Origin of the sequence: Streptomyces sp. NPDC052396, assembly GCF_044593195.1 — a bacterium.
GTDB lineage: Bacteria > Actinomycetota > Actinomycetes > Streptomycetales > Streptomycetaceae > Streptomyces.
This window is the reverse complement of the sequence record NZ_JBIUAW010000007.1, coordinates 197,115-221,122: the sequence shown is the minus strand read 5'-3', so window position 1 is coordinate 221,122 and position 24,008 is coordinate 197,115. Positions and strand designations below refer to the sequence as shown.

24 protein-coding genes are annotated in these 24,008 nt (G+C 71.6%); 8 read left to right on the top strand and 16 right to left on the bottom strand.

Annotated features, from left to right (window positions below):
* Nucleotides 1-42: 42 nt before the first annotated feature.
* The 9 genes from ACIHFE_RS20055 to ACIHFE_RS20015 all read right to left on the bottom strand — a co-directional run bounded on the left by ACIHFE_RS20055 (nucleotide 43) and on the right by ACIHFE_RS20015 (nucleotide 12,028).
* A complete protein-coding gene (locus tag ACIHFE_RS20055) occupies nucleotides 43-1,995 on the bottom strand; it encodes a RiPP maturation radical SAM C-methyltransferase (RefSeq protein ID WP_400108369.1) in 1,953 nt (650 codons plus the stop codon).
* Nucleotides 1,973-3,148: a cytochrome P450 gene (locus ACIHFE_RS20050; protein WP_400108367.1), complete on the bottom strand. Its 1,176-nt coding sequence runs from the start codon at nucleotides 3,146-3,148 to the stop codon at nucleotides 1,973-1,975. Before ACIHFE_RS20050 ends, ACIHFE_RS20055 begins: the two co-directional genes overlap by 23 nt.
* Nucleotides 3,138-4,532 carry an amidohydrolase gene (locus ACIHFE_RS20045; RefSeq protein WP_400108365.1) on the bottom strand — a complete coding sequence of 465 codons (1,395 nt, stop codon included), beginning with the start codon at nucleotides 4,530-4,532 and terminating at the stop codon, nucleotides 3,138-3,140. The genes ACIHFE_RS20050 and ACIHFE_RS20045 overlap by 11 nt, the downstream gene beginning before the upstream one ends.
* Nucleotides 4,529-5,314 carry an alpha/beta fold hydrolase gene (locus ACIHFE_RS20040; protein WP_400108363.1) on the bottom strand — a complete coding sequence of 262 codons (786 nt, stop codon included), beginning with the start codon at nucleotides 5,312-5,314 and terminating at the stop codon, nucleotides 4,529-4,531. The genes ACIHFE_RS20045 and ACIHFE_RS20040 overlap by 4 nt, the downstream gene beginning before the upstream one ends.
* Nucleotides 5,304-7,178 (bottom strand): RiPP maturation radical SAM C-methyltransferase, encoded by a 1,875-nt coding sequence (locus ACIHFE_RS20035; protein WP_400108362.1) that lies wholly within the window; start codon nucleotides 7,176-7,178, stop codon nucleotides 5,304-5,306. The genes ACIHFE_RS20040 and ACIHFE_RS20035 overlap by 11 nt, the downstream gene beginning before the upstream one ends.
* Entirely contained in the window at nucleotides 7,175-8,536 is a 1,362-nt protein-coding gene (locus ACIHFE_RS20030; RefSeq protein WP_400108360.1) for a YcaO-like family protein, read from the bottom strand. Before ACIHFE_RS20030 ends, ACIHFE_RS20035 begins: the two co-directional genes overlap by 4 nt.
* Nucleotides 8,460-9,623, bottom strand: a complete 1,164-nt coding sequence (locus ACIHFE_RS20025) for a YcaO-like family protein (protein ID WP_400108358.1) — start codon at nucleotides 9,621-9,623, stop codon at nucleotides 8,460-8,462. Before ACIHFE_RS20025 ends, ACIHFE_RS20030 begins: the two co-directional genes overlap by 77 nt.
* A gap of 35 nt (nucleotides 9,624-9,658) precedes the next feature.
* Nucleotides 9,659-9,811, bottom strand: a complete 153-nt coding sequence (gene botA, locus ACIHFE_RS20020) for a bottromycin family RiPP peptide (RefSeq protein ID WP_400108356.1) — start codon at nucleotides 9,809-9,811, stop codon at nucleotides 9,659-9,661.
* A gap of 87 nt (nucleotides 9,812-9,898) precedes the next feature.
* Entirely contained in the window at nucleotides 9,899-12,028 is a 2,130-nt protein-coding gene (locus tag ACIHFE_RS20015) for a RiPP maturation radical SAM C-methyltransferase (RefSeq protein ID WP_400108785.1), read from the bottom strand.
* Nucleotides 12,029-12,091: 63 nt separating this feature from the next.
* On the opposite strand from ACIHFE_RS20015, the gene ACIHFE_RS20010 reads away from it, so the two are divergent.
* The 3 genes from ACIHFE_RS20010 to ACIHFE_RS20000 all read left to right on the top strand — a co-directional run bounded on the left by ACIHFE_RS20010 (nucleotide 12,092) and on the right by ACIHFE_RS20000 (nucleotide 14,095).
* Nucleotides 12,092-12,577, top strand: coding sequence for a hypothetical protein (locus tag ACIHFE_RS20010; RefSeq protein ID WP_400108354.1), 486 nt, complete (start codon nucleotides 12,092-12,094; stop codon nucleotides 12,575-12,577).
* A gap of 179 nt (nucleotides 12,578-12,756) precedes the next feature.
* Nucleotides 12,757-12,990 carry a hypothetical protein gene (locus tag ACIHFE_RS20005; RefSeq protein ID WP_400108352.1) on the top strand — a complete coding sequence of 78 codons (234 nt, stop codon included), beginning with the start codon at nucleotides 12,757-12,759 and terminating at the stop codon, nucleotides 12,988-12,990.
* A 136-nt stretch (nucleotides 12,991-13,126) separates the two neighbouring features.
* Complete coding sequence (locus ACIHFE_RS20000) at nucleotides 13,127-14,095, top strand: CapA family protein (protein ID WP_400108350.1); 969 nt, start codon at nucleotides 13,127-13,129, stop codon at nucleotides 14,093-14,095.
* A 9-nt stretch (nucleotides 14,096-14,104) separates the two neighbouring features.
* On the opposite strand, the gene ACIHFE_RS19995 is transcribed toward ACIHFE_RS20000, so the two are convergent.
* Nucleotides 14,105-14,449 (bottom strand): ArsR/SmtB family transcription factor, encoded by a 345-nt coding sequence (locus ACIHFE_RS19995; RefSeq protein ID WP_400108349.1) that lies wholly within the window; start codon nucleotides 14,447-14,449, stop codon nucleotides 14,105-14,107.
* A gap of 92 nt (nucleotides 14,450-14,541) precedes the next feature.
* Between ACIHFE_RS19995 and ACIHFE_RS19990 the strand changes: the two genes are divergently transcribed.
* On the top strand, nucleotides 14,542-15,519 hold the full coding sequence (locus ACIHFE_RS19990) for a zinc-binding alcohol dehydrogenase family protein (protein WP_400108347.1): 978 nt from the start codon (nucleotides 14,542-14,544) through the stop codon (nucleotides 15,517-15,519).
* Nucleotides 15,520-15,662: 143 nt separating this feature from the next.
* Nucleotides 15,663-16,298 (top strand): DedA family protein, encoded by a 636-nt coding sequence (locus tag ACIHFE_RS19985; protein WP_400108345.1) that lies wholly within the window; start codon nucleotides 15,663-15,665, stop codon nucleotides 16,296-16,298.
* Between the two features lie 119 nt (nucleotides 16,299-16,417).
* Here the strand turns inward: ACIHFE_RS19985 and ACIHFE_RS19980 are convergent, their stop codons facing one another.
* Nucleotides 16,418-17,182: a MerR family transcriptional regulator gene (locus ACIHFE_RS19980; protein ID WP_400108784.1), complete on the bottom strand. Its 765-nt coding sequence runs from the start codon at nucleotides 17,180-17,182 to the stop codon at nucleotides 16,418-16,420.
* Between the two features lie 198 nt (nucleotides 17,183-17,380).
* On the opposite strand from ACIHFE_RS19980, the gene ACIHFE_RS19975 reads away from it, so the two are divergent.
* On the top strand, nucleotides 17,381-18,454 hold the full coding sequence (locus tag ACIHFE_RS19975) for a sulfite oxidase (RefSeq protein WP_400108343.1): 1,074 nt from the start codon (nucleotides 17,381-17,383) through the stop codon (nucleotides 18,452-18,454).
* Nucleotides 18,455-18,484: 30 nt separating this feature from the next.
* Here ACIHFE_RS19975 and ACIHFE_RS19970 read toward each other — a convergent pair whose 3' ends face one another.
* From ACIHFE_RS19970 to ACIHFE_RS19960, 3 genes are all read right to left on the bottom strand, one after another.
* A complete protein-coding gene (locus ACIHFE_RS19970; RefSeq protein WP_400108341.1) occupies nucleotides 18,485-19,486 on the bottom strand; it encodes an Ig-like domain-containing protein in 1,002 nt (333 codons plus the stop codon).
* A 144-nt stretch (nucleotides 19,487-19,630) separates the two neighbouring features.
* A complete protein-coding gene (locus ACIHFE_RS19965; RefSeq protein WP_400108339.1) occupies nucleotides 19,631-20,275 on the bottom strand; it encodes a hypothetical protein in 645 nt (214 codons plus the stop codon).
* Between the two features lie 136 nt (nucleotides 20,276-20,411).
* Nucleotides 20,412-20,825 carry a hypothetical protein gene (locus ACIHFE_RS19960; protein WP_400108337.1) on the bottom strand — a complete coding sequence of 138 codons (414 nt, stop codon included), beginning with the start codon at nucleotides 20,823-20,825 and terminating at the stop codon, nucleotides 20,412-20,414.
* 301 nt (nucleotides 20,826-21,126) lie between these two features.
* Between ACIHFE_RS19960 and ACIHFE_RS19955 the strand changes: the two genes are divergently transcribed.
* Nucleotides 21,127-21,420 (top strand): hypothetical protein, encoded by a 294-nt coding sequence (locus ACIHFE_RS19955; RefSeq protein WP_400108335.1) that lies wholly within the window; start codon nucleotides 21,127-21,129, stop codon nucleotides 21,418-21,420.
* 21 nt (nucleotides 21,421-21,441) lie between these two features.
* Here ACIHFE_RS19955 and ACIHFE_RS19950 read toward each other — a convergent pair whose 3' ends face one another.
* Both ACIHFE_RS19950 and ACIHFE_RS19945 read right to left on the bottom strand, forming a co-directional pair.
* Nucleotides 21,442-22,116, bottom strand: coding sequence for a protein-L-isoaspartate(D-aspartate) O-methyltransferase (locus ACIHFE_RS19950; RefSeq protein WP_400108333.1), 675 nt, complete (start codon nucleotides 22,114-22,116; stop codon nucleotides 21,442-21,444).
* The gene (locus ACIHFE_RS19945; RefSeq protein ID WP_400108331.1) at nucleotides 22,094-22,543 is read right to left on the bottom strand and encodes a CBS domain-containing protein; all 450 of its coding nucleotides are present in this window, start codon (nucleotides 22,541-22,543) and stop codon (nucleotides 22,094-22,096) included. The genes ACIHFE_RS19950 and ACIHFE_RS19945 overlap by 23 nt, the downstream gene beginning before the upstream one ends.
* A gap of 266 nt (nucleotides 22,544-22,809) precedes the next feature.
* Between ACIHFE_RS19945 and ACIHFE_RS19940 the strand changes: the two genes are divergently transcribed.
* On the top strand, nucleotides 22,810-23,973 hold the full coding sequence (locus ACIHFE_RS19940) for an alpha/beta hydrolase family protein (RefSeq protein ID WP_400108329.1): 1,164 nt from the start codon (nucleotides 22,810-22,812) through the stop codon (nucleotides 23,971-23,973).
* Nucleotides 23,974-24,008 lie beyond the last annotated feature (35 nt).

Genomic DNA, 24,008 nt, shown 5'->3' with positions numbered 1-24,008 from the left:
TCGTCTTTCCACTCGTGCCGGGCCGGGGAGGGCGGTGTGCCCTCATATCCCGCCCTGCTCAACGGTGATGGGGAAATGCGTTCGAGCACTCCTGGGGGTTGTCCGGGCGGGTGGTGTGCGGTGGGCGGAGGGCTGCCGCCGTACGGCGAGCGCGATCACCTTTGTCCCCTCGGTGTACACCCAGCGGCGCCGCCGCCACTCCTCCAGTACGGTGCCGAGTTCCGGCTCGTCCCATCCCTGGGCCCGCAGATCGCGCAGCCTGGTACCGCCGAGCAGTGCGCGGAACAGCCCGGCGCGTTCGCCGGTCAGGCATGCGTCATGGGCGGGCAGTCCGGGCCGGCGGTCGCGCAGCACCACGCTGTCGAAGCCCAGGCGGTAGCTGAATTCGGCCTGTTGGTGCCGGGTGCGCCAGAAACCCACCCGGGCGGCCAGGCGTTGCCTCAGTTCGGGGTTGCGGTCGTCGTCGGCGAATTCACCCTCGAAGTGATAGGCGATGTCCCACAGGTCCTCGGCGGACAACTCCGGGTAGGCGTACCGGTATCCGGGCAGCGGCCGGCGCAGCCGGAGGCCATAGGAGTCGGGGGACTCGGTGTACGGGCTGAAGCGGTCGAAGTGCACGGGCAGGATGTCGGTGTCCGGGGGTTCCAGGTGGGTAAGAGAGGTGATCAGGTCGGTCTGGGCCAGGATGGAGGCCGGTGTCTCGCCGGGGAATCCGGTGAGGACGTTCCAGCCGGCCCGGACGCCGAACTCGGCGCAGCCCAGCAGGAACCGGATGTTCTGGAACGCGGTGGCGCCCTTCTTCAGCGCGCGCAGTGACTCGGTGCTGAGGCTTTCGATGCCGGGCTGGACCGAACGTACGCCGGCCCGTCGCAGCCTGCGGATATCGGCCCACTCCATGTTCGCCTTGACCTCGAAGAACAGCGAGTGATCCGTGCCCAGCCGCTCCACCAGCGGCAACGCGCTCTCCAGATAGGCCAGATCAAGAATGTTGTCCACCGCGAAGAAGTCCAGCACCCCATAGCGGCTCATCAGCCGTGACAGTTCATCCGCCACGGTCTCCGGCCGCTTGCTGCGATAGCGCATCGTCGACCCGTTCAGGCCGCAGAAAGTGCAGTGCGTCCGCTGCCCCCACCAGCAGCCCCGGGAGAACTCCACCGGCAGGGTGATGGAGGGTTCCAGATCCGCCAGCCCCGCGTCCCGCAACTGCTCAAAGAAACCGTCATAGTTGGGCGTGGGCACCTCCAGCCGCGCCGGCACCGGCACCCGGCCACCGGCCGCCTCCGCCTCCGCCTCCCGGCGAGTGACCAGCCGGCCCCGGGAGACCACCGGACCACCGGCCGCCACCTGCCGCAGCAACGCCGTGAACGCCTCCTCCCCCGGACCATCCACCACCGCGTCCACCGCCGGAAAATTCGCCAGCAACGCACGCCCCATGGACCCCTCACAATTGCTGCCACCCAGCACAATCGTCCCCGCGAACCCCTCCGCCCGCAGCCGCTCCGCCACCGCCAGCGTCGGACCGTTCTGACTGAAGGTGGTGGTGAATCCGATGACGTCCGGGGCCGTGCTCAATACGGCGGCCGTGGTGTGGCCCACATGGCGTTCGGCCATCTCACCGAGGGCGTCCACCAGGGCGACGGCCTGCTCGCCGACGCCCCGGGAGCGCAACAGGTCCAGATAGTCCGCGCGTTCGGAGGCACCGCTGTGGCGGCAGGTGAAGATCCAGTCGCCGGCGGAGTGGTGGTAGAGCTGTTCGGAGACCAGCTCATAGGCCTGGTCCCACTCCTCCGCCCCCAGGCCCAGGCTCCGCCGGGCGAGGCCGTAGAAGGACAGGTAGGCGTAGTGGGGTTCGACCCGCCAGCCCTCGGCCTCGGCGACCGAGCGCAGGGTGCCGATCTGGATCGACGGCCGTGCGACGTTGTTCCACGGCATGGAGACGAGGGCCACCCGGCCGGTGTCATTCACGGATTCCTCACCAGATGAGCCTGAGGTCATAGGAGTTGCGCAGGAACGGCGGTGCCGAGGGGTCCTGCTCGGGCGGCAGGGTGTAGCGGGGGATCTGCGCGTGCCACTCCTCCAGGGCGGTGAGCAGCTGGGCCCGGGCGAAGGCGGCGCCCAGGCACTGGTGGGGGCCGGTGCCAAAAGCGATGTGCGGGTTGTGCTCGCGGTCGAAGTCGACGCGGCCCGGTTCGGGGAAGACATCGGGGTCATGGTTGGCGAGGGCGAGCGGGAGCAGCACGGTCTCCCCGTGCCCGGCCACCGGGCAGCTGACCTCCCGTGCGGTCATCCGTCCGGGGTACATACAGGAGAAGGCCCGGAGGAACTCCTCCACCGCCACCGGGCGCACGGCCTCCTCGGCGAGGAACCGGCGCCGGTCCTCCGGGTGGCAGGCGAGGTGCTGCACCGCATTGGCCAGGTGGTTGACGGTGGAGTCCACCCCGGCGAGGAAGAGCACACACAGCAGGGAGACGCGGTCCTCGTCGGTGACCGGCGCACCGCCCATCTTCCAGTCGAAGGTGGCAGTGATCAGGTCGGGGGCCGGTTCGGCGCGGCGGTGCTCGAGTTGTTTGCCGACATAGGCCTCCAGGGCGGGCAGGCCCAGGTCGGAGAAGAACGCCTCGCGCGGGTCGGGTTCCGAACGGGCCGCGATCATGGCCCGGTTGATCCGCAGCAGGTGGTCCAGGTCGGACAGCGGCCAGCCCACGGCCGTCATCAGGTTCTCCAGCACATAGGGCCGGGCGAAGTCCTCGGAGAAGGACGCCTCGCCGCGTTCCCGGAACCCGGCGATGCGGCGCCGGGCCCGCTGCCGGATCCAGGGGGTCATCTCCCGCACCCGCTGCGGGGTGAACCAGGAGGCCAGCAGCCGCCGCCATTCGGTGTGTTCGGGGCCGTCGACGGTCAGCGGGATCCACCGTTCCGCCTCGGCCCCCTCGGCGGCGCTGACCCGGCCGACGGTGAAGTCCGCCTCATTGCGGAAGGCCCGGCAGATGCCGGCATAGGTGGTCAACACCCAGAAACCGCCGCCGTGTTCGCTGCGGAACGCCCCGTCGCGGGCGTGCTCGGCCGCCACCCGGCGGTATTCCCCGGGGGCGTTGAAGTAGTCGAAGTCCACCGCCCCCGCCTCTTCGGTGCTGTGCTCAGCCCGCACTGGTTACCTCCCTCTCCCGTGGCACACCGGCCACCACCGCATCGAGTTCGCCCCGGGGCCAGTCCGCCGCGTCCAGCCCGGCGTCCGCCAGCCGCAGGGCCCACAGCCGGTCGAGGTCGGCGCCGTCCAGCAGGACGCCGTCGACCAGGACCGCGTCCGGGCGGGCCAGGTCGCCCACCGCGGCCGGGAGCCGCCGGTAGAGGACCAGGCCGGCCGGGCCCGGATCGTCCAGGCGCAGGGCCTGCTGGGCCCCGGTGGTGGCCGCGGTGAGGACCGTGGCCAGACCGAGCCCCGCCCGGGACAGCTCCGCCAGCTCCTTGTGGAACGAAGGCCCCGCGACCACAAAAGGGTTGCCGCAGTCGGTTCCCACCAGCGGCCGCGCACCGCCTTCCGCGAGCAGCCGGGTCAGGTGCCCCAGCCGGTCCACCAGCCGGCCGCGTTCCGCGGCCACCGCCTCCGTGGTGCCGAGGGCCTCCCGGGCGGCGGCGCCCCAGGACCGGCGGCGCCCGCCGGCGGCCATCCGCAGGGCCGCTCCGGACGGGCGGGTGTACCGGCGTTCCCCGGTCCGGGCCCGCCAGGCCGTCAGGGTCGGGCACACCCAGCGGCCCGCGAACAGCTCGGCGAGCGGGCCGGGTTGGGCCTCCCGCCGGTCCAGGGCCCCGGCGAGGGCGGACCACCTGGCCGCCGGGGGCAGCCGGAAGACATTGGGCACCACCCCGTAGAGGTGCTCGGTGGACCACATGCCGCGCAGCGCCGCCGTCAGCGGCACCCGCTCCGGCGCATGCCCGACGACCGGCAGCCCGACCCGTTCCGCCGCCTGTACCAGGGCGGTGAACTCCCGTTCCGCCAGGTCGTCATAGACCTTGATGCCGTCGAAGCCGAAGGCGAGGGCCTCATTGACCACATGCCGCACCGCGCGCGGGCCGTCCACCACGGTGACCGCGGCGGGCACCCTGGAGCGGGGTCCGTCCACCACTCCGCCGGCCACCCAGGGCCGGGGCAGCACCGCATGCCGGGCCCGGTACACCCCGGCCGCATAACGGTGCGCGGGCTCGCCCCACATCTGGCGGTAGGCGGTCACCCCGTACACCAGCAGCCCCACCAGATCGGCGGCCGAGGACATATGCACATGGGCGTCCACCAGGCCCGGCAGCGCGTACCACGCACAGGCCGGCGCCGGGCCCCGGTCCAGGATCCGCCCGTCGGCCACCTCCAGATCGCGTGGCGGGGCCGCCCGGCCGGTGCGCACATCGACCAGCCCCACGGCGGGCAGCACATGGCCGCGCGGCCGCCCGGCCAGTTCCTCCAGGGCATCGGTCAGCGGATGGCCCGCCGGCAGCAAACCGGTGCGGTAGCTCCACAGGGCGTCTTCCAGCGCGGTCATCCGGTCTCCTCCAGCACCCCGGCGACCCGGCCCGCCACCTCGGCCAGCCGGTGGGCGGCGCGGATCCTGGTGGCGCCGTCGACCAGCCAGAGGTGTGCCCCCAGCCGCCGTTCGCCGGCCCGGAACTCCGCCAGGCCGGCATCTCCGCCGGCGGTGACCAGCACCAGTTCCTGGCCCGGGCGGCAGGGCGGCACGCCCTGCCCGGATCCATAGCGCAACCCCCGGGTGACCGCGGCGAGTTCACCGAGGTCGGCCCGCTCGCAGGCGTCGGTCATCCAGCGCGGCGCGCCCGCCTTGGTGAAGTGGTCCCGCAGATAGGCCCGTCCGCCGGGTCCCTCGAGGGCGGCGGCCTCCGCCTCCACCGCCTCCTCGGGCAGCGTCACCTCCTCGGCGTGTGCGCAGAACGACACGGCCCTCGTGACCCGGGCGTCCGCCGCCGCGGTCAACAGGGCGATCCTGCCGCCGAAGTAGAGCCCCAGGACGCTGTACCGCTCCCGTGGGAAGGCGTCCAGCACGGCCTGCACATCCGCCACACAGTGCGCGACGGAGTGCCGCCGGGCGCTGCCGACGCGGTCGCTCTCCCCGCGCCCGCGCAGGTCCAGGGCGAGCACCTCCGCCCCGGCCAGGGCCCCGAGGGCACCGGACTCGGCCCAGACCCGGGTGTCCATGGCCACCCCGTGCACCAGGACGGCCGTCGGGCCCGGGCCGGGGCGGCGCAGGCCGCGCAGCCGGACACCATCGCCGGAGACGACCGTGAAGGGCTCGAGCCCGTCATCCCGCATCGCGGCCTCCCAGCGCGGCCGCCCGGCCCAGTTCGTCGAACCTGCTGTCATGCACGGCCAGCACCAGTCCGCGCAGGCCCTCCAGATGGACCCAGCCGGCCGCCGCCCAGGCGTCCAGGGTGCCGGCGGCCCGTGGATCGCCCGCCTTCTCCAGCGCCTGGCTCACCCGGCCGCCATGCACCAGGGCCCGGAACAGTTCGTCCTCCCAGCCGCGCAACACCCGCCGCCCCACGCCCACTTGAGGGCGCAGGTCCTGGACCACCGTCAGGTCCGGGCCGAACCGGTAGTCCAGGCGGGACTGCCCGTGCAGCTTCTTCCACAGCCCCACCCGGGCGCCCAGCCGGCGCCGCAATGCCGTCATCGACTCGGCGTCGCCCCGCGGTTCCCGGGTCTCCCGGTGCTCGAAGGAGTAGGCCAGCGCCGCCCGGTCCACGCCCGGACCGGGATGGACGAAGCGGTACTTGGCCTCGGGGCCGGTGAGCTCGATGCCGAACTCCCCGGGTTGTTCGAAGTACGGGCTGTAGCGGTCCACCCGGACCTTGCTCACCGTGGACGGCGGTGCCAGGTGGGTGAGGAAGGGGATCAGCCGGAGCTGCTCCTCCAGCATGGCCGCCGTCTCGCCGGGCATGGCGGACAGCAGGTTCCACTGGGCATCGATGCCCAGCTCCCGGCACAGCACCAGGAAGCGCAGATTGTGGAAGCCGGTGGCGCCCTTGCGCAGCAGCTTGAGGGCGCCGCTGCTGAGGCTCTCGATGCCGGGCTGCACCATGGTCACTCCGGCCGACCGCAGCACGCCCAGCTCCTTGGCGCCGAGGTTGGCCTTGACCTCGAAGAAGGTGGTGATGTCGACCTCGGCTTCGGCCAGTTCGGCCAGGCCGTTGTCGTCCCTGGCCAGGATGGTGTCCACCGCATAGGTGTCGAAGACACCATGCCGTTCGGTCAACGCACGGACGGTGTCCACCAGTTGGCGTCCGGGCCGGCTCCGGTAGGGCATGCCACTGCCGTTCTCGCCGCAGAAGGTGCACTGCAGTTTCTCGCCCCACCAGCAGCCCCGGGACATCTGGAAGGGCAGGGCGACCTCCGGCTCGATCAGCGTGCGCCAGGGCAGCCGGCGCAGCCGGTCGAAGTAGGCGTCGTAGCGGGGCACCGGCACGGCGTCCAGCGTCTGGTTCACCGGCGGGGACACCCGCAGGCCCGTGCCGTCCCGCTGGACCAGGCCCGGTGCCGAGAGCGGTTCGCCCGGCTTTCCGGCGGCTTCCAGTGCCGCCATCGCCGCCTCGCCCTCGCCCTGGACGACCGCGTCCACAAAGGGGTGGGCCCGCATCACCGCCTCGCCCATGGGCCGGTCGCAGTTGGCCCCGCCCAGGAACACATACCGGTCGGGTGCCTGGTCCTTGACCGCCCTGGCGAGGGCGAGGGCGGGCAGCAACTGGCTGAAGGAGGTGGTGAAACCGAAGCCCTCGGCTCCGGTGGCCAGCAGCCGGCCGGCGTAGTCGGCCACAAAGCGCACGGCCGCCTGGCGCAGTGCCAGCACACAGCTCACCAGGTCGGGAGCCACCCCGCGTTGACGCAGAAAGGCCGCGTACTCCGCGCGTACCGCCGGCTCGTCCATGCCCTCGGCGGCCGGCAGCGCGCCCCCGAAGATCCAGTCCCCCACGCCCAGGCCGTACAGCTCCTCGCCGATGGTGTCATAGACGGGGATGAACCGGGCGGGCTCCCAGCCCAGGGCGTCGATCGCGAACTCGCACCAGTCGAGGTAGGCGTACTCGCAGGCGGTCCGCTCGCCCGCCGCCGCCAGGGTGGCGATCTGGATCGACGGCCGGTACAGGCTGTTCCACGGCGGTGCCACCAGGACGAGCCTCATGGGCGGCCACTCCCCTGCCGGGGCAGCGCGCCGGCCAGTCGTCCGGTGGGCAGCACCGGGTAGCCCGAGCGCGCCTTGTCCAGCAACTCCAGTCCGGGAGCGACCACATCGACCACCACAATGGCGCCGGGCCGGGTGAGCACCCGGTAGTGGGCCGCCACCCCGACGGCGTGCAGCCGCTCCACCAGGTGCCTCAGCAGCCGCTCCGGCCGCGCGTCGGCCGGGAGCCCGGCGTCCGCCCGGAAGGGGTGCGACCGGTGGGGCAGCCGGTGGATGTCAAAGCGGGCGGCGGCGAGATGGCGGGGGTAGCGGGCCAGGGCGGTGACGATCTGGCGGGCCTCCCGCTCCTCGTCCAGGGGGCCGTGCCGCAGCATGGTGCGCACCTGGAGGTACTCCAGCAGGGCCCGCTGCACCGCGTAGGCCGATACCGGCGAGGCGCCGCTGCCGATGGCCCGGACCTCCTCGTGGCGTACGGCGTCACACACCACATAGGCGGGCACCTCCGTGTCACAGGCGATCGAGGCGATCAGCACCGTGGACCCGGTCAACTCCTCGATCCGGCCGGCCAGTTCGCCCAGGCCGGCGGGCAGGCTCTCCCGCTCGACGACCAGCAGACCGGCCCCGTCGCCGGGTCCGTCCACGCCGAAGTACGACCTGGCCAGCTGGCATGACCAGGCGTCCCGCTCGATCAGCTCGCCCAGGGCGTGCACCAGTGCCTCGCACAGGGTGCTTCCGGCCGCGTGCCCGGCGCTGGAGGTGTAGTGCCACAGCGGCTGGAACGAACCGTCGTCCGCCGGATGCGGCCAGTTGCGGTAGCCCCCGTCCCGGAGGAAGACCGGATGCCGGTGCTCCGCCCCGCCGTGCTCCTCTCCGCTGTGCCCGGCCCCGACGGCTTCCCCGACGGCTTCGGCGACCGGGCGGTAGGCGCGGGTGAGCACCGGGGCCTCCGGCATGATGCCGCCCAGGCGCCGCAGCAGTGCCGACCGCCGGGCGGTGGGCCGGCGGGCGATCTCGGCACCGGGCAGGAACGCGGCGTCGGCGGCCCCGGCGTCGCGCCGCCAGTCGAGGTGGTAGTGCTCGGCGCTCTCGAACAGCGCGCTGGCCATGCTGCGCTGCCCCAGGCCCTTGCCCGAACTGCGCGAGCACAGCCGGCCGTCGGCGTCCTTGAGCCGCACCTCATAGGTCGGGGTGTCCTCGGGCCCGTACCGGCGGATGTCCGGCGTCAGCCGCTCACCGGCCAGCCAGGCGCCGACGGCGGCCAGCGCGGCCCCGATGGGTGTCTCACGTTCCGGTGGTACGTCCTCCCGCGAGGCGGCGTCCGGCGGGAGCGTGGTCAGGAGGTCGACGTGCTCGGTCAAGGACCTTCCTCACTTCCTTGGTGTCGAAGACCGGGACGCCGGAGCGGACGAGTCCCAGCAGGGGCTGCGGCCGGGACACCACATGCGCGAAGTGCAGACGCTCCGCGCGGATGCCGGGGCCGTGCAGGTCGATGGCCCCGCAGTCGGCCCAGGTGGCGATGGACCGCGCGGTGAGCTCGGCCAGCGGGGACGGGCAGGGGACGGAGCCGGGCAGCGGATCGGCCGCCACCGGGGCGACCTCGTCGAGCGTCACACAGCGTCTGAGCAGCGGCCATCGGTCGAAGCGCCGGACGAAGAGGCGTTCATCGGGGCCGGCGCTCCGGTTGGCCCGCCACAGCGCCTCGGCCTGGGCCAGTTCCAGCAGGGCCCGTTCGGTGGCCTCGGCGGTGGTGGGCGCGGAGCCCAGGCCGGTGGCGGGCATCACCCGGCCGGGGTGCCGTACCAGGGCCAGTACCGTGGGTGTCCGGGCGGCAAAGGCGATGGGCACGATCCGCGGTTCCGCCCGCTCCCGCCCGCCCGCCGTCGCTCCGGCCGTCCCGGGACCGGTCAGGCTGCGGTAGAGGAACGCTCCATAGTTCAGCAGCTCGGTCAGCTCGAACAGGGCACGGCGCAGCGCCACGGCCGGTGACGGCCCGACCGCCCAGCCGACCGTGCTGGACAGCCGGGCCTCCCCCCGGGCCAGCACCGCCGACCGCAGTTCCAGGTCGGCGACCCAGGGGGACGACCAGTACATCGGCACCGGTTCCGCGGCGCCGCCGGTCAGCGAGTGGTACCAGCGCACCCGGCATCCCTCGGGGGCCGTGCGCACCCCGCCGGACAGCGGGGAGCGCACCGCGCCGGAACCGGCCCGGGCCACCGGGGGCCGGGCGGCCAGCGCGTATGGACTGCAGGCCACCAACCGTTCCACCGCCTCGGACAGCGCCTTGCGCCGCGCCACGGCCGTGGTCTCCGCCGTCCCGTACCCGTCGGCCTGGGCAGTGCCCGAGTCGGACACCAGGGTGCACCGGACCGTTACGGTCCGGCTCGACGGGTAGGTGCGGTAGAAGGCCCCTCGCAGGGCGCATCGCGCCGCCGGCGTCTGGTTCATGTGTCTGCTTCCCGATTCCCGAGTGCCGAGCCTGCTCAGGCCTTGGCGTCCCGAGCGGCCTCGGAGTCGTCGGACCACAGGCCCCAGGACTCCAGCTCCTTGAGCTCCAGCTCACTCAGCTCGGCGTTGTTGGGGTCATCGTTGAGGAAATCTGCCGTCATGCAGTCGAATACGACGAGCGGACCCATCGCAATCTCCTTCTCCACTAGGGTGGTTCATCTTTGTGATCCGTGCTTGCCCGATGTGCTGCCGACACTCGCCCGGCGCGAATGCGCTCACCCCTTTCTCTTCCGGTCGGCCACGGTCAGCGGCAGCGGCATCCGGGCTCGCCGGACGGCGCCGTCCGCCGGTTCCGAGCGATGCGCCGACGGCTCCCGGCGAATCGCGAGGGCAATGGCCTTGGTTCCCTCGACAAGCACCCAGCGGCGCCGCTGCCAGGTCCGCAGGGTTTCCCATGCGGACTCCCAGCGGGGGCCGTCCCAGCCCTGGGCCTTCAGGTCCCGGAACCTGGTTCCGCCGATGCACGCCCGGAAAAGCCGGGCCTCGTCTCCGGTGAGCGTGGTGTGCTGTTCCGGAAGCCCGGGACGCCGGTCGTGCAGATTCACCCGCTCAAATCCCAGCCGGTAGGTGAAGCGGGCGGCGGGGTGGTGGGTGCGCCACAACCGCACCCGGGCGGCGAGGCGGCGCCTCAGTTCGGGATTGCGGTCGTCGTCGCCGAATTCGCCCTCGAAGTGATAGGCGATGTCCCACAAGTCCTCGGCGGACATGCCCGGATAGGCATGGCGGTAGCCGGGAAACGGCCGGGAGAGAGTGAGCCCGAAACTCTCCGGGGATTCCGCGTAGGGGCTGAAGCGGTCGAAGCGGACGAGGGTGATATGCGGCGGCCGGAGGTGCGAGACCGAGGCGATGAGATCGCTCTGCGCGATGATCGAGGCCGGTGTCTCGCCCGGGTATCCGGTGAGGATGTTCCAGTCGGCCTGCACGCCGAACTCGGCGCAGCCCAGCAGGAACCGGATGTTCTGGAACGCGGTGGTGCCCTTCTTCAGCGCGCGCAGTGACTCGGTGCTGAGGCTTTCGATGCCGGGCTGGACCGAACGTACGCCGGCCCGTCGCAGCCTGCGGATATCGGCCCACTCCATGTTCGCCTTGACCTCGAAGAACAGCGAGTGATCCGTGCCCAGCCGCTCCACCAGCGGCAACGCGCTCTCCAGATAGGCCAGATCAAGGATGTTGTCCACCGCGAAGAAGTCCAGCACCCCATAGCGGCTCATCAGCCGTGACAGTTCATCCGCCACGGTCTCCGGCCGCTTGCTGCGATAGCGCATCGTCGACCCGTTCAGGCCACAGAAGGTGCAGTGCGTCCGCTGCCCCCACCAGCAGCCCCGGGAGAACTCCACCGGCAGGGTGATGGAGGGTTCCAGATCCGCCAGCCCCGCGTCCCGCAACTGCTCAAAGAAACCGTCATAGTTGGGCGTGGGCACCTCCAGCCGCGCCGGCACCGGCACCCGGCCACCAGCCGCCTCCGCCTCCCGGCGGGTGACCAGCCGGCCCCGGGAAACCACCGGACCACCGGCCGCCACCTGCCGCAGCAACGCCGCGAACGCCTCCTCCCCCGGACCATCCACCACCGCGTCCACCGCCGGAAAATTCGCCAGCAACGCACGCCCCATGGACCCCTCACAATTGCTGCCACCCAGCACAATCGTCCCCGCGAACCCCTCCGCCCGCAGCCGCTCCACCACCGCCAGCGTCGGACCGTTCTGACTGAACATCGTGGTGAATCCGATGACATCCGGGGCCCTGCGCAGCAATTCGGCCGCGGTTTCCGTCACATGCCGCTCGGCCACGTCCCGCAGTCCGTCGATCAGGGCAATGGACGCCTCGTCCACACGCTTGGCACGCAGCAGCGCGAAATAGTCCTGGCGCGAACGGGAATCACCGTGGCGCCGAGTGAAAATCCAGTCGCCGGCCGAGAGATGGTAGAGCTTCTCGGACACCAGCTCATAGGCGGCCGCCCAGTCATCCGGATTCAGGGCGAGCATGCGCTGCCCAAGCGCATAGAAATTCAGGTAGGCGTAGTGCGAATCGACGGTCCAGCCTTCGTCCTCGGCGACCGAACGCAGCGTTCCCACCTGGATCGACGGTCGCGTCACACTGTTCCATGGCATCGAAACAAGAGAAACGCGTGCAGCACAGTTCACGTTCCGGAACCCCCGTACCCGGAAAACCCCGTCGATAGCCGACGGTTGATTGCAACGTACCCGGACTTCATTCTGAGAATGCGATGACAGAAGTGTCAACCCCGGTCGGCATTCGAACTGGAACTCGACGCGAAAATGAATTGCCTTTTGCGGCAAGGGAGTTCGTGATGCACCGCAGGGAAAATCCGGACGCCCGGTGACCATGGTGGCCACCGGCCCTGGTGTGTGCGGGTGTTACTCAATCGCCCACCCGGACCGGCTCCCTCCATGGCGTGTGCGCCCGGTGGCCGCTATAACCATGGCGGCAGGAACACGCCGCTGGACAACAGGGGGACGGCCATTACCGACAACCACCCATCACCGCCTCCCCCGCGGCCCCGCCGCCCCGGCCGGGCGCGCCTGCCTCTCCTGCTCGCCCTCACCGCCCTGCTGTCCGCCGTCGGGACCGTACTGGCCCTGTGGGCGGCCGGCGCCTTCGACCGGGCCCGCGTCCTCGGCCCGCAACGGCTGGTGGTCACCTCCCGGAACTGGGCCCACCGCACCCCCGATGCCGACCGCACCACCCACCAGGGAGAAGTGGGGCCGGGCCCGCGCTGGTTCTCCTGCTGGACACATGGGGAGCCGCTCACCGCCCTGGGCCATGCCGGCGACATATGGGTGCGGACCACCAATGACCAGGGCGGCGGGGACGTCTACATCAGCGCCGACTATCTCGCCCGGAATGATCCGGGCGACCTGCCGCCCTGCACCTGAGCGCGCCGGACGAAGCGCGCATTCCTTCAAGAACACCGAAACGCCCCCGGGTTAGCGTCCTGAGCACGCCCTGAGGCCGACGGCGCCCGTGTGGAAGGTCCGGCCGGCTTCAAGGCGAAGAAATCAGTCATCACATGACAGGAGCAACCATGTTCCGGATCCGACGAAGCGTCTCCGCCGTGGGAATCACCGCTGCGCTGCTGTGTGGCATCGGTGCCGCCACAGCGGTCTCGGCCGCCGCCGCTCCCGCCCGGCACTCGTCATCGACGGGCGCCGCGGAGTACTGGAACTACGCGGGCACTTACTCCACCCTGAGCGAATGCACCACGGCGGGCAAGACCTCCGGGGCGCGCTATCTGTGCGAGGCCTCAGCGCACCAAAGCTCCGGATACGACCTCAGGTTGTGGTACTAGCCCGCCCGGCGAGGTTTTACGTACCCGACGTCACCAGCCGGGCACTCGAAGTACACAGCCGCCCCGCGGATACTTGCCCCGCCCACCCGGACCGCCGAGACTGGAATCAGCCGGACCGGACGGAGGTGTTCCGGACGTGGCAGTCACAGTGGCCCTGGCCGGCGACACCATGCTGGGGCGCGGCGTCGCCGAGCGGCTGATCGAGGCTCCCGGCGCGGAGAACCTGTTCGCCCCCGAAGTGCGCGATCTTCTGGCGGGCGCCGATCTGCGGGTGCTCAATCTGGAGTGCTGTGTCTCCGACCGGGGTGAGCCCTGGCCCGCCCCGGGCAAGCCGTTCTTCTTCCGTGCCCCGCCGAGCGCCGCCCATGTCCTGGCGGAGCTGGGCGTGGACTGTGTGACGCTCGCCAACAACCACGCCCTGGACTATGGCTATGACGCCCTGGCCGACACGCTGACCCTGCTGCCCCGCGCGGGCATCCGCGTCGTCGGTGCCGGCCAGGACCTGGGCGCCGCCCATGAGTTCACGGTGCTGGAGGCGGACGGCCTGCGTCTGGCGGTGATCGGCGCCACCGATCACCCCGAGGACTTCGCCGCCGCCCCGGACCGCCCCGGGGTGGCCTTCGCCGACCTCCGCCATGGCGTACCCGGGTGGCTGCTGGACACCGTGGCCCGGGCGGCCGAGGCCGCCGACGCGGTGCTGCTCACCCCGCACTGGGGCCCCAATATGACCTCCCGCCCGCCGTCCTATGTCCGGGACAGCGCCACCATCCTGCGCGGCGCGGGCGTGACCCTGATCGCCGGGCATTCGGCGCATGTCTTCCACGGGGTGGGCGACCGGGTCCTCTATGACCTGGGCGACTTCATCGACGATTACGCCGTCGACGCCCGGCTGCGCAATGACCTCGGCCTGCTCTTCCTGGTCACCCTGGAGGACGCCCGGCCGGTCCGGCTGGAGGCGGTGCCGCTGTACCTGGACTACTGCCGCACCGTCCTCGCCGAGGAGGCCGACCGCGACTGGATCCATCACCGCTTCTCCCACGCCTGCGCGGCCCTGGGCACCACGGTGACCGAAGGGGCCGACGGGCGGCTGGTGTTGGAGTGGTGACCCGGCCGCTCAGCCGTCCCCGGCATCGTCCTCCGCACGGAGCACCAGATCCAGCAGCCCCGGGAAGCGTTCCTCGAACTCCGCGCGCCGCAGCCGGTTGAGGCGCTTGGCCCCCTCATCACGCTGCTCGACCAGCCCGGCCGTGCGCAGTACCGAGAAGTGGTGGCTGAGGGCCGCCTTGCCCACCGGCACCCGAAGGCTGCCGCAGGACCGCGTCCAGTCGGCCGAACCGGCCAACTCCCGCACGATCAGCAGCCGCACCGGGTCGGCCAGCGCGGTGAGCGCAGTCCGGATGGGCACCTGCCGCGGATGAGTGTGCGGGGGCGCGGCGCGATGGCAGGGCTCCTGTTCCATGTCTCAACTCCCCTTGCCGAGTGTTCGATCGCAACCATACAGTCTCAAGTGTTCGCCATTCATTGAACACTTGTCGAGGGGTGTGTGCTGCCATGCGCGTCATCGAGTTCCACCGGTACGGCGGTCCCGAGGTCCTGCTGGGGATCGAGGCGGAGATACCGGAGCCCGGTCCCGGCCAGGTGGGCATCGATGTGGTCTATGCCGGGGTGAACTTCGCCGACCTCAAGGCCCGGGCCGAGGGCTACCGGGTGCCGTCCCTGCCCTTCCGCCCCGGACTGGACGTCTCCGGCCGGGTCCGGGCCCTGGGCCCGGGGGTGACGGACCTCCAAGTGGGCCAGGAAGTCGCGGCGTTCCTTCCCGGCGGCGGCTATGCGGAGGTCGCGGTGGCCGAGGCGGCCACCGTGTTCGCCCTCCCCCGGGGCGTGGACCTGCGCACCGCCGCCACCCTGCCGACCGTACTGCCCACCGCCCATGCCCTGGTGCACGAGGCCGGGCGGCTGCGGGCCGGTGAGAGCGTACTGGTCCAGGGGGCGGCGGGCGGCGTCGGCACGGTCGTCGGGCAACTGGCGCGGGCGGCCGGGGCGGGTGCGGTATACGGCGTGGTGTCCTCCCCCGACAAGGTCGCCCATGCCCAAGAGCACGGCTATGACCGGGTGTTCACCGATCCCTCCGGCTTCGCGGAGGAGGTCCGCCGCGCCACCGGGGGCCGTGGCGTGGACCTGGTGCTCGACCCGGTGGGCGGGCAGACGCTCCGGCACGGCCTGGATGTCCTGGCTCCCTTCGGCCGGCTGGTCTCCTTCGGCAACGCCGGCTCCGAGGAGCCCTGGCAGGTGGGGGCCGCGGCGTTGTCCCCGCTGGGCCGCTCGGTCTCCGCCCTCTCCGTCCTGCAGCTGGCCCATACGGCACCGGGGGCCCTGCGTGAACTGGCCGAGCGCTCCTTCGCCTTGGTGGCCGACGGCACGGTACGCCTGCCCGTCACCGCCGAGTTCCCCCTCGCCGAGGCCGCCGAGGCCCACCGTCTGCTGGGCAGCCGCCGCAGCACGGGCAAGCTGCTGCTGAAAGTCGGCTGACTCTCGCCGGCCCGGGCCATAGACGGAACCAATACCTGGTGCTCCGGCCATAAGGCCGGGGCATCCGGGCCGTGTGGTGGTAGGTGTGTGGATGATGACGATGACCGCCCCAGGTCCCGCTCCCTTGACCAGGAAGGCGCCAGATGGCTCCGCCTCCGCTGCCGGGTGTGCTCGAAAACCTCGCCCCGCTCCTTGACCACTGGGGCTATCTGGCGGTCGCCCTGCTGGTGTTCGTCGAGGACTTCGGGGTGCCGGTGCCGGGCGAGACCGTGATGACCGCGGCCGCGGTGTACGCCGGCGCCGGGCGCCTGAATGTGGCGGCCGTGGCCGTGATCGCCTTCTTCGCGGCCGTCCTCGGGGACAACATCGGCTATGCCATCGGCCGCTACGGGGGCCAGCGGCTGGTGCTCCGCTACGGACGGTATGTCCTGCTCACCGAGGAACGCCTGGCCAAGGCCCAGGACTTCGCCGCCCGGCACGGCGGCAAGATCGTCATCATTGCCCGGTTCATCGAGGGTCTCCGGCAGCTGAACGGCATCGTGGCCGGCCTCAGCGAGATGCCATGGCGGCGGTTCCTTGTCTTCAATGCCCTGGGGGCGGCGCTGTGGGTGGGCGCCTGGGTCACTCTGGGCTACTTCGCCGGACAGCACCTGAACACCCTCTATCCGGCCATCGAACGCTATGAGCTGTATCTGCTCGGCGCCCTGGTGCTGCTGGTCGCCGGCCTGGTCGCCCGTCACCGGTACCGGCGCCGCCGGGGCTCCGGCGGACACCGGTGAGCCGCCGCTCCCGGCAATCGGCCCGCCGGGCAACGGACTCGGGTCGTCCGCGCGCGAAGACGCCATACGCGGCCCGCTCGCCGCCGGGGTCTGCAGCCCCCGACGGCATGAGCCATCGGTCAGCTCAGCCGGGTGTCGGCGTAGACGACCATCGCATCGCGCTGGTATTCCGCCAGCCCCTCCGCGATCTTGCCGTAGTTCGCCCGGAACTGCGGCTCATCGACATAGGTCTGGCCCAGCCCCTTGTACGCGGCCTTGTTGGGGGTCCAGAACCGGCACACACTCTGGTAGTGGATCTCCATCTCGGCCTGCACCGCCGGATCGGTGACGGGGGTACCGGCCACCATGAACTCCGCCAGGCGGATCATCTGCGCCGTCACCTCCCGCTGCCACCGCTCCATGTCGTCGGGGGTCAGCGCCTCCGCGGCCTGCCGGGACTGCTCCCAGGCCTCCGGCCACCGCTCCCGCACCTCGGCGTCGATCTCCTCGGAGTGCTCAAAGCCTTCGAACAGGTTCTCCGGCCGGTTGATCTTCACCATGTCCTTGTCGTCCTTGCCTTCCTCCAGTTCGGCGATGGTGCGGCCGATCGTGCGGACCAGGGTCTCCAGCCGCTGCTGCTCGGCCAGCAGCTGCCGCTGGTGTTCGCGGAGCACCGCCACCTGGTCGACCTGGCTGTCCAGGACCGCCCGGATCTCGCGCAGCCCCAGGTCCAGCTCCCGCATCAGCAGGATCTGCTGCAGCCGCAGCAGATCGGCCTCCTCGTAGTAGCGGTGCCCATTGCTCCCGATCCACGCCGGCGGCAGCAGACCGATCTCGTCGTAGTGCCGCAGCGTCCGGGACGTCACCCCGGACATCCGGGCCACTTCCGCGATCGACCAGGCCATTGCCCTGCCTCCCATCACCGGGCCGGTCTCTCCGGCCACATGGATGACCGTAGAAGTTGACGTCGCGGCAACCGCAAGCCGATACCGGCGTCCGGCTCCCGCCCCGGCTGGTGTCCTTCCCCGGCTCGCCCCACGGCCCGGCCGAATCGACCGGATCAGGTGTACCACCCGGGCCAGGGATGCGGGAACAGTCACCCCATGGGTCTCTGGGACAAGCGGGACGACATGCTGGTGCATCAGACCGAGCCGTACAACGCCGAACCGCCGCCGGGCGCCCTGGCCGGTCACCTCACCCCACTGGACACCTTCTACAGCCGCAACCACGGTCCGGTCCCCCGCATCGACCCGGCACGCTGGCGCCTGCGCGTGGACGGGCTGGTCGAGCGGATGCTGGAGCTGTCGCTGGACGAACTGCGGCGCCGCTTCTCCGAACACCAGGTGGTGGCGACCCTGCAGTGCGCGGGCAACCGCCGGGCCGACCTGATGGCGTTCCGCGACATACCGGGCCAGGTCCCCTGGGGTCCCGCGGCCGTTTCCACCGCGCGCTGGACGGGGGTGCGGCTGGCCGAGGTGCTGGCGGGCGCCGGGCTGCGGGACGGGGCCGCCCATATCGCCTTCACCGGCGGCGACCTGACGGTCAGCACCACCCCGGCCCAGCCCTTCGGCGGCTCGGTGCCGGTGGCCAAGGCGCTCTCCGGGGAGGTGCTGCTGGCCTGGGGGATAAACGGCCGGCCGCTGCCCGCCGCGCATGGCGCCCCGCTGCGGGTGGTGGTGCCGGGCTGGATCGGGGCCCGCAGCGTCAAATGGCTCCAGCGCGTCACCGCGCGGGCCGAGGTGTCGGACAATCACTTCCACGCCGAGTACAGCATCCTGCCGCCGGACGCCCACCCCCGCGGCACCGGCATCGTCCTCGGCCCGCTCGCCCTCCACTGCGCCATCCTGCGGCCCGGCGCGGGCTCCCGGCTGCCCGCCGGACCGACCGAGGTCAGCGGCTACGCCCTGGCTGGGGACGACCGGACCGTGACCCGGGTGGACGTCTCCCGGGACCACGGCCGTACCTGGGTCCAGGCCGAGCTGGACCCGCCGGAGAACCCCTGGACCTGGCAGCACTGGCGCACCACGCTCACCCTGCCCGCGGGCGAGGCGGAACTCCTCGCCCGCGCCTGGGACTCCACCGCGGCCGTCCAGCCGGAGTCGGCGGCCACCGTCTGGAACCCCAGGGGATACGCCAACAACTCCTGGGCGCGGGTGTACTTCACCTGTCACCCCTGAACCGGGCGCTCCGCCGAGCCGGGGCGCCGGCTAGCCGGCGCTGGTCTGCTGCGCCCCGGTGGCGCTGCCCTTGAGCCAGTCGGCCCAGCTGAGGGTGAAGGCGCCATAGCCGTTGTCCCCATGCACCGCGCCACGCGGCGAACCGGTGATGGTGATGGGGTCGCCCTGCTTGACCTGGTTGTAGAACCACTGGGCGTCGGTCCACGACAGGTGGACGCAGCCGTGCGAGCCCTCGCCGTTGCCCGGGTCGGGGTCGCCCGGGGAGTAGTGGACATAGGTCCCGGAGGTGGTCAGCTGGACGTCCCAGGGCAGGGTCTTGTCATAGAAGTTGGGGTTGCCCTTGTCGCAGGCGATGCCGACGCTGCACGAGGTCATACGGACCTCGGGCTCCTTGTCCATCACCGCCATGGTGCCGTCCCAGGAGGGGAAGTCCGAGCTGCCGGCGTCGATCGCCAGGGTCTTCACCGCCGCGCCGTTGTGGGTGACCTTCATCGAGTGGCCGGGGACGTCGACCTTGGCCTCGAAGTCGGCGCCGATGGTGAAGGAGTGGCGGTAATTGCGCGTGCCATAGCGGCCGTTGCCGTCCCCGACTCCGTCCAGCTCGGCATTGAGCGTCACCTTGGTGCCCGAGGGCCACATCTTCTCCGGCCGCCAGTCCACCCGGGTGTAGGTGCCGTCGTCATCGGCGAACCAGTGCCAGGCGCCGGTGAGCGGCGTGGAGGTGGTGACCTTGAGGTGCCGCTCTATCTCGGCCCGGGCCGAGTTGGCTATCCCATGGGTGAACTGGACCGAGACCGGCATGGCCACCCCCACCGTGGCGCCGTCCTCGGGAGCGATCGACTCCACCGGCATCGCCGGGCCGGACGGATGGGTCGGCGACGGCTTGGCCGCGGGATGGGCGCTGGCGGTGGCCTTCGACGCCGCCTTGGCGTCGGAGGACGAGGCCGACGCATGACCACCACAGCCGCTGACGCTCGTCAGCACCGCGCCGGCCAGCAATGCGACCCCAATACTGCGCTCGATGCGCCCCATGCTCTCGTTTCCCCTAGATCATTTTCGGTCAGATGTTCCATCAACATCCTTGGACACGGGGGCTCGAGCCAATGGGTTGCACCCCGATGGCAAAGATCAGGCCAAGGTCATCCGTCCCGGGTACCCGGGACGCCGCACCGCCGCCTAGGCCGCCGCCGCCGGCGGCGCGCCCGGTGGCCCTTCGGTGGCGTCATGCCCGTACTCGGGGAGGCTCCTCGGAGCCTCGCCGGGCAGGTACCGGCCGGGCAGATAGGTGCAGTGCGGGCTCGCCTGTTCCAGGGGGGCAGTGGTGCGGCGCGGCAGGCGGGGACGCACCGGGCGTTGCAGCATGCGGCGGTCGATACCGCCCTCGGGCCAGTCCCTGCGGACCTTGTCCGGGCTGACGTTGCGCGCCTCGGCGATCTCCACCACGCGCACGCCCCGGTCGCGGGCCTGCTGGACGATGGCCGCGTCCAGGTCCTGGAGGTCCTTGCGGATGCCCTCCGCCCCGCGGAGCAGGGCCAGGGAGTGCCAGTGCAGCAGGGAGGGCTCGGTCAGCTCGGTGCGGTCGGCGTGGGCGAAGAGGTGCAGGCTGTCGATCTTCTCCAGCAGTTCGCCGAGGAGCTGGTGGACATAGCCGTCATGGCGTTCCCGGGTCGGTGTGGGGCGCCCCGCACCGGTCCGGTGGAAGGCCCCGCGGCAACGGTCACTGCAGTATTTGCGCGGCCGTCCGGAGCCGGAGGAGGGTGCGACCGGGTTTGAGCACCGGGGATTGAGGCAGACGACCGTGTCATCCGCTCCGTTCGTCATCTGGCTGACCCTTTCCGGGTGTTCCTGCGATGGTGACCGGTGACGAGGCGCCGGGCCTCGCACCGCGGCCGGAGCCGTCGGCTGCCGGCGCTGCCGGGCCGGGCCCCCAGTACCCCGCCCGGCAGCCGGCCCACCGTCATATGGCGCGCGGCAGCCGATACCGCGGGCGGGACCGGTCACTCTTCAGCAGCGGCAGCAGGGCCAGTAAGGTGCCCGCCGGGCCGGCATCGTGAACGGGCTGGTGGATGAGCACCACCGCCACCACCAAGTGCACCAGGAACAGGCTCACTTGGATGTCTTGGATGTCCGGCGTCAGGTGGCGCAGGCCGCCGGTGCGGGCGAGGGCATGGCAAGGAGGCATGAGTCCCTCCAGGATCGAGCGGAACAGGGAGAGTTGAGGGCCCTGGCGCTCGGTGCCGCCGATCAGGGCCCTTGTGTCACCCAGGACGCTACCGGGCCAACACAGCGATAGACCGATATGACGAACCGTAACGGGCAGCGTGGCCCGACCGGACAAAAAATCCCCAAGTACCGTCAGCGGTACGGGCATCAGGCGACGAAAGGCGGCTGTCATGCGCACACAAGCCGTCAGGCGCCTTACCGGTGCCGAGCGTTCCCCCAAGCGAAAGGCACCGATGGGCCGGCCGCATGCTCCGGCGATCCACATAGGTTGACCACATGACCAACGATCTCGATCAAGCGACGGCCCGCCGCCCGCGCAGGAGGAAACGCGGGCGGCACGCCGCCCCCCGGACCGGCCGCCGGGCAGAACGGGCCGCGCCGTTCCTCCCTGCTGATGGCGGCCGGACGGCTGCCATCTGCTGCTGCCCGCCCGCTGGTCGGTCACCGGCATGGCCGCGTCCTATGCCGTCTCCTACGCGCTCGGCCTGCTCCTCACCGCCCTGCGGCTGCGCCCCCGCCTCGAAGGGCGCCTGGACGGCAGGCGGCTGTGCCGCACCTACGGCAAGCTGACCGCCTGCGCGGCCTCGGCGGGCGCCCTCGGCCGGCTGGCGGCCCATGTCTGCCCGCTCCGGGGTCCGGCCCTGTCACTGGCAGCCGGGGGCGCCACCATGGTGGTGCTGTTCCTGCTGCTCGCCCGGGCACTGCGGATCAACGAGCTGCCGGGCCTGCCGCGGCTGGGGTGAGCGGGCGGCCGGCGGGCCGGTTCAGGGGGTGAAGCCATACCTCCCCCGAAGCCGCACAAAGCAGGCCGGGCCGAGAATCCGCCATGGCTCCAGGCCGTCCTCGGTGCGCCGGAAGGACACCACCTCCTCCCGGCCGCCCGGCCCGATGGGCTGCACCAGGCGCCCGCCGGCCCTCAGCTGTCCGGCCAGCGGCGCGGGAACCCGCGGGAACGCGGCGGAGACCAGGACCGCGTCATACGGGGCGCGCTCGGGTACCCCGCCGCTGCCGTCCCCGACGCGCAGTTCCACATTGCCGATGCCCTGCCCGGCCAGGTTGTGCCCTGCCTGGCGGGCGAGGTCCGGCCAGCGCTCGATGGTCACCACATCGGCGGCCAGCCGGGCCAGCAGCGCGGTCTGGAAGCCGAGCCCGGTGCCCACCTCCAGCACATGCTCGTCGCCGCCCAGCCGCAGCCCCTCGATCATCAGGGCGGACAGTGAGGGCTGGGTGGTGACCTGGTCATGGGCGATCGGCACCGGCAGGTCATGGTAGGCCGCCGCCTCCTGGCCGGGCGGCACAAAGGCCGCTCGGGGGGTGTTCCGGACGGCCGCCAGCAGGCGCTCATCCTCGATGCCCGCTGCCCTCAGGGCGCGGACCAGGTTCGCGGGAGAGCCCGGCCCCGGGCGTTCCGGTCGGTCACCCCGCACTGCAGGAGCCACCGGTCTCCGGGTCCGGGACCTTACGGACCGCGTCGACCACATCGGCCAGGGTGCCCAGTTGCCGGGACAGGTAGGAGAACAGGTCGTCGAAGGACACCATGCCCACCAGCCGCCCCTCCTCCAGCACCGGCAGATGCCTGGCCCCGATCGAGCGCATGGCATACAGCGCGGCCGTCACAGGCGTGTCCGCCGCCACGGTGACCGGGTCCATGGACATGACCGATTCAACCTTCAACTGAGGAGACAGTCCCCGGGCCAGCACCCGGACGGCCAGATCCCGGTCGGTCACCACGCCGACCACCGCATCGTCCTGCACCACGGGCAGGGCGCCCACGCCGGCGTCGGCCATATGCCGGGCCGCCTCTTCCACCGATGCCTCGGGCCCCACGCTGGCCGGCGGCGAGCTCATGGCGTACCTGATCTCCATGTCCATCCCCTGCCGCGCTCGTCCGGATCCCCCCTGCCATTGTCCGCCCGGCACGCCGCCACCGCTCGGCCCCGCCGGGCCGCCTCGGGCCGGAGCGCGACGTCCCGGACGCACTCCGGAGAGTGCCCGCCGGGCGGGAAATCGGGGATCAGGGCAGCAGCCCAACTCCCATACGGGACGGGGTACTTCTCATACTGCGGTCTGACCTGCGAGTACCTCCCGGGGTTGATGCCACCCACCGGGCGCACGGCCTAGCGTTCCCTGGCATGACAAGACTCCGTCGCACCGCGACAGCCACCGCCGTGCTCGCGCTCGTCCTGCCGCTGCCGATCGCCGGGGTGGCATCCGCCGCGCCCCGGCCCGCCCCCGTCGCGTCCACGTCCACCGCCACACACCTGGCGCTCCCCCGGCCCACCGGAACACACGCCGTCGGCCGTGAGGTGCTGCACCTGGTGGACCGGAACCGCCAGGACCCCTGGGTGCCGTCGGCCGGGCCCCGGCAGCTCATGGTGTCCATGTACTACCCCGCCAGGCCGCACAGCGGCGGCCCCGCCCCCTATATGACCACTGCCGAGGCACGGGCCCTGCTGACCAAGGTCCCGCAAGCCACGCTCCCGCCCGAGGTGTTGAGCCACACCCGCACCTGGGCCCGCACCAACGCCCGCCCGGAGCATGGGCGGTTCCCGCTGGTCGCACTCTCCCCCGGTTTCACCATGCAGCGCGCCACTCTCACCGGCCTCGCCGAAGAGCTCGCCAGCCACGGGTATGTCGTCTCGCTCGTCGACCACACCTACGAAAACCTGGGCGAGACCTTCCCCGACGGGACGACCCTGCCCTGTGCCATCTGCGACAAGCGCCCGGCGGGCGGCATCGAGGTCATCCCCCGGAGCCGGGCCAAGGATGTCTCCTTCGTTCTGGACGAGTTGACCGGGCGCCACCCGGCCTGGCGCCATGCCCATCTCATCGACAAGAAGCACATCGGCATGGCCGGCCACTCCCTGGGCGGCGCCTCCAGCGCCGCCACGATGGCGGCCGACCAGCGGGTTCGGGCCGGGGTCAACTTGGACGGCAGCTTCGACGGCGCGGTCCCCGCGTCCGGGCTCGGCGGGCGTCCGTTCCTTATGATGGGGCACCCCCTGCCCGGAGGCGTCAACGACCCTTCGTGGACGGAGGGCTGGTCCCGGCTCGACGGCTGGAAGCGCTGGCTCACCGTCGCCGGCACGGTCCACCCGAGCTTCACCGACCTTGGCGTGATCGCCGAGCAGGCGGGCATCCCCCTGACCGGCGCCAGTATTTCCGGTCCGCGCGCGGACCGGATCACCCGGGCCTATGTCACCGCCTTCTTCGACCAGCACCTCAAGGGCGTTCGGGAGCCCCTGTTCAACGGGCCGTCGCCGGAGTACCCCGAAGTGACCTTCCACGGACCCTGATCCTGAGCCCCGGGTTTCGGCGATGGAACGCGGGG

Coding starts and splice junctions, on each gene's coding strand:
- ACIHFE_RS20055 (WP_400108369.1), bottom strand. CDS start 1,995: ATGACCTCAGGCTCATCTGGTGAGGAATCCGTGAATGACACCGGCCGG.
- ACIHFE_RS20045 (WP_400108365.1), bottom strand. CDS start 4,532: ATGACCGCGCTGGAAGACGCCCTGTGGAGCTACCGCACCGGTTTGCTG.
- ACIHFE_RS20040 (WP_400108363.1), bottom strand. CDS start 5,314: ATGCGGGATGACGGGCTCGAGCCCTTCACGGTCGTCTCCGGCGATGGT.
- ACIHFE_RS20035 (WP_400108362.1), bottom strand. CDS start 7,178: ATGAGGCTCGTCCTGGTGGCACCGCCGTGGAACAGCCTGTACCGGCCG.
- ACIHFE_RS20025 (WP_400108358.1), bottom strand. CDS start 9,623: ATGAACCAGACGCCGGCGGCGCGATGCGCCCTGCGAGGGGCCTTCTAC.
- botA (WP_400108356.1), bottom strand. CDS start 9,811: ATGGGTCCGCTCGTCGTATTCGACTGCATGACGGCAGATTTCCTCAAC.
- ACIHFE_RS20015 (WP_400108785.1), bottom strand. CDS start 12,028: ATGGTCACCGGGCGTCCGGATTTTCCCTGCGGTGCATCACGAACTCCC.
- ACIHFE_RS20010 (WP_400108354.1), top strand. CDS start 12,092: ATGGCGTGTGCGCCCGGTGGCCGCTATAACCATGGCGGCAGGAACACG.
- ACIHFE_RS19995 (WP_400108349.1), bottom strand. CDS start 14,449: ATGGAACAGGAGCCCTGCCATCGCGCCGCGCCCCCGCACACTCATCCG.
- ACIHFE_RS19990 (WP_400108347.1), top strand. CDS start 14,542: ATGCGCGTCATCGAGTTCCACCGGTACGGCGGTCCCGAGGTCCTGCTG.
- ACIHFE_RS19985 (WP_400108345.1), top strand. CDS start 15,663: ATGGCTCCGCCTCCGCTGCCGGGTGTGCTCGAAAACCTCGCCCCGCTC.
- ACIHFE_RS19980 (WP_400108784.1), bottom strand. CDS start 17,182: ATGGCCTGGTCGATCGCGGAAGTGGCCCGGATGTCCGGGGTGACGTCC.
- ACIHFE_RS19975 (WP_400108343.1), top strand. CDS start 17,381: ATGGGTCTCTGGGACAAGCGGGACGACATGCTGGTGCATCAGACCGAG.
- ACIHFE_RS19970 (WP_400108341.1), bottom strand. CDS start 19,486: ATGGGGCGCATCGAGCGCAGTATTGGGGTCGCATTGCTGGCCGGCGCG.
- ACIHFE_RS19965 (WP_400108339.1), bottom strand. CDS start 20,275: ATGACGAACGGAGCGGATGACACGGTCGTCTGCCTCAATCCCCGGTGC.
- ACIHFE_RS19960 (WP_400108337.1), bottom strand. CDS start 20,825: ATGCCCGTACCGCTGACGGTACTTGGGGATTTTTTGTCCGGTCGGGCC.
- ACIHFE_RS19955 (WP_400108335.1), top strand. CDS start 21,127: ATGGCCGCGTCCTATGCCGTCTCCTACGCGCTCGGCCTGCTCCTCACC.
- ACIHFE_RS19945 (WP_400108331.1), bottom strand. CDS start 22,543: ATGGAGATCAGGTACGCCATGAGCTCGCCGCCGGCCAGCGTGGGGCCC.
- ACIHFE_RS19940 (WP_400108329.1), top strand. CDS start 22,810: ATGACAAGACTCCGTCGCACCGCGACAGCCACCGCCGTGCTCGCGCTC.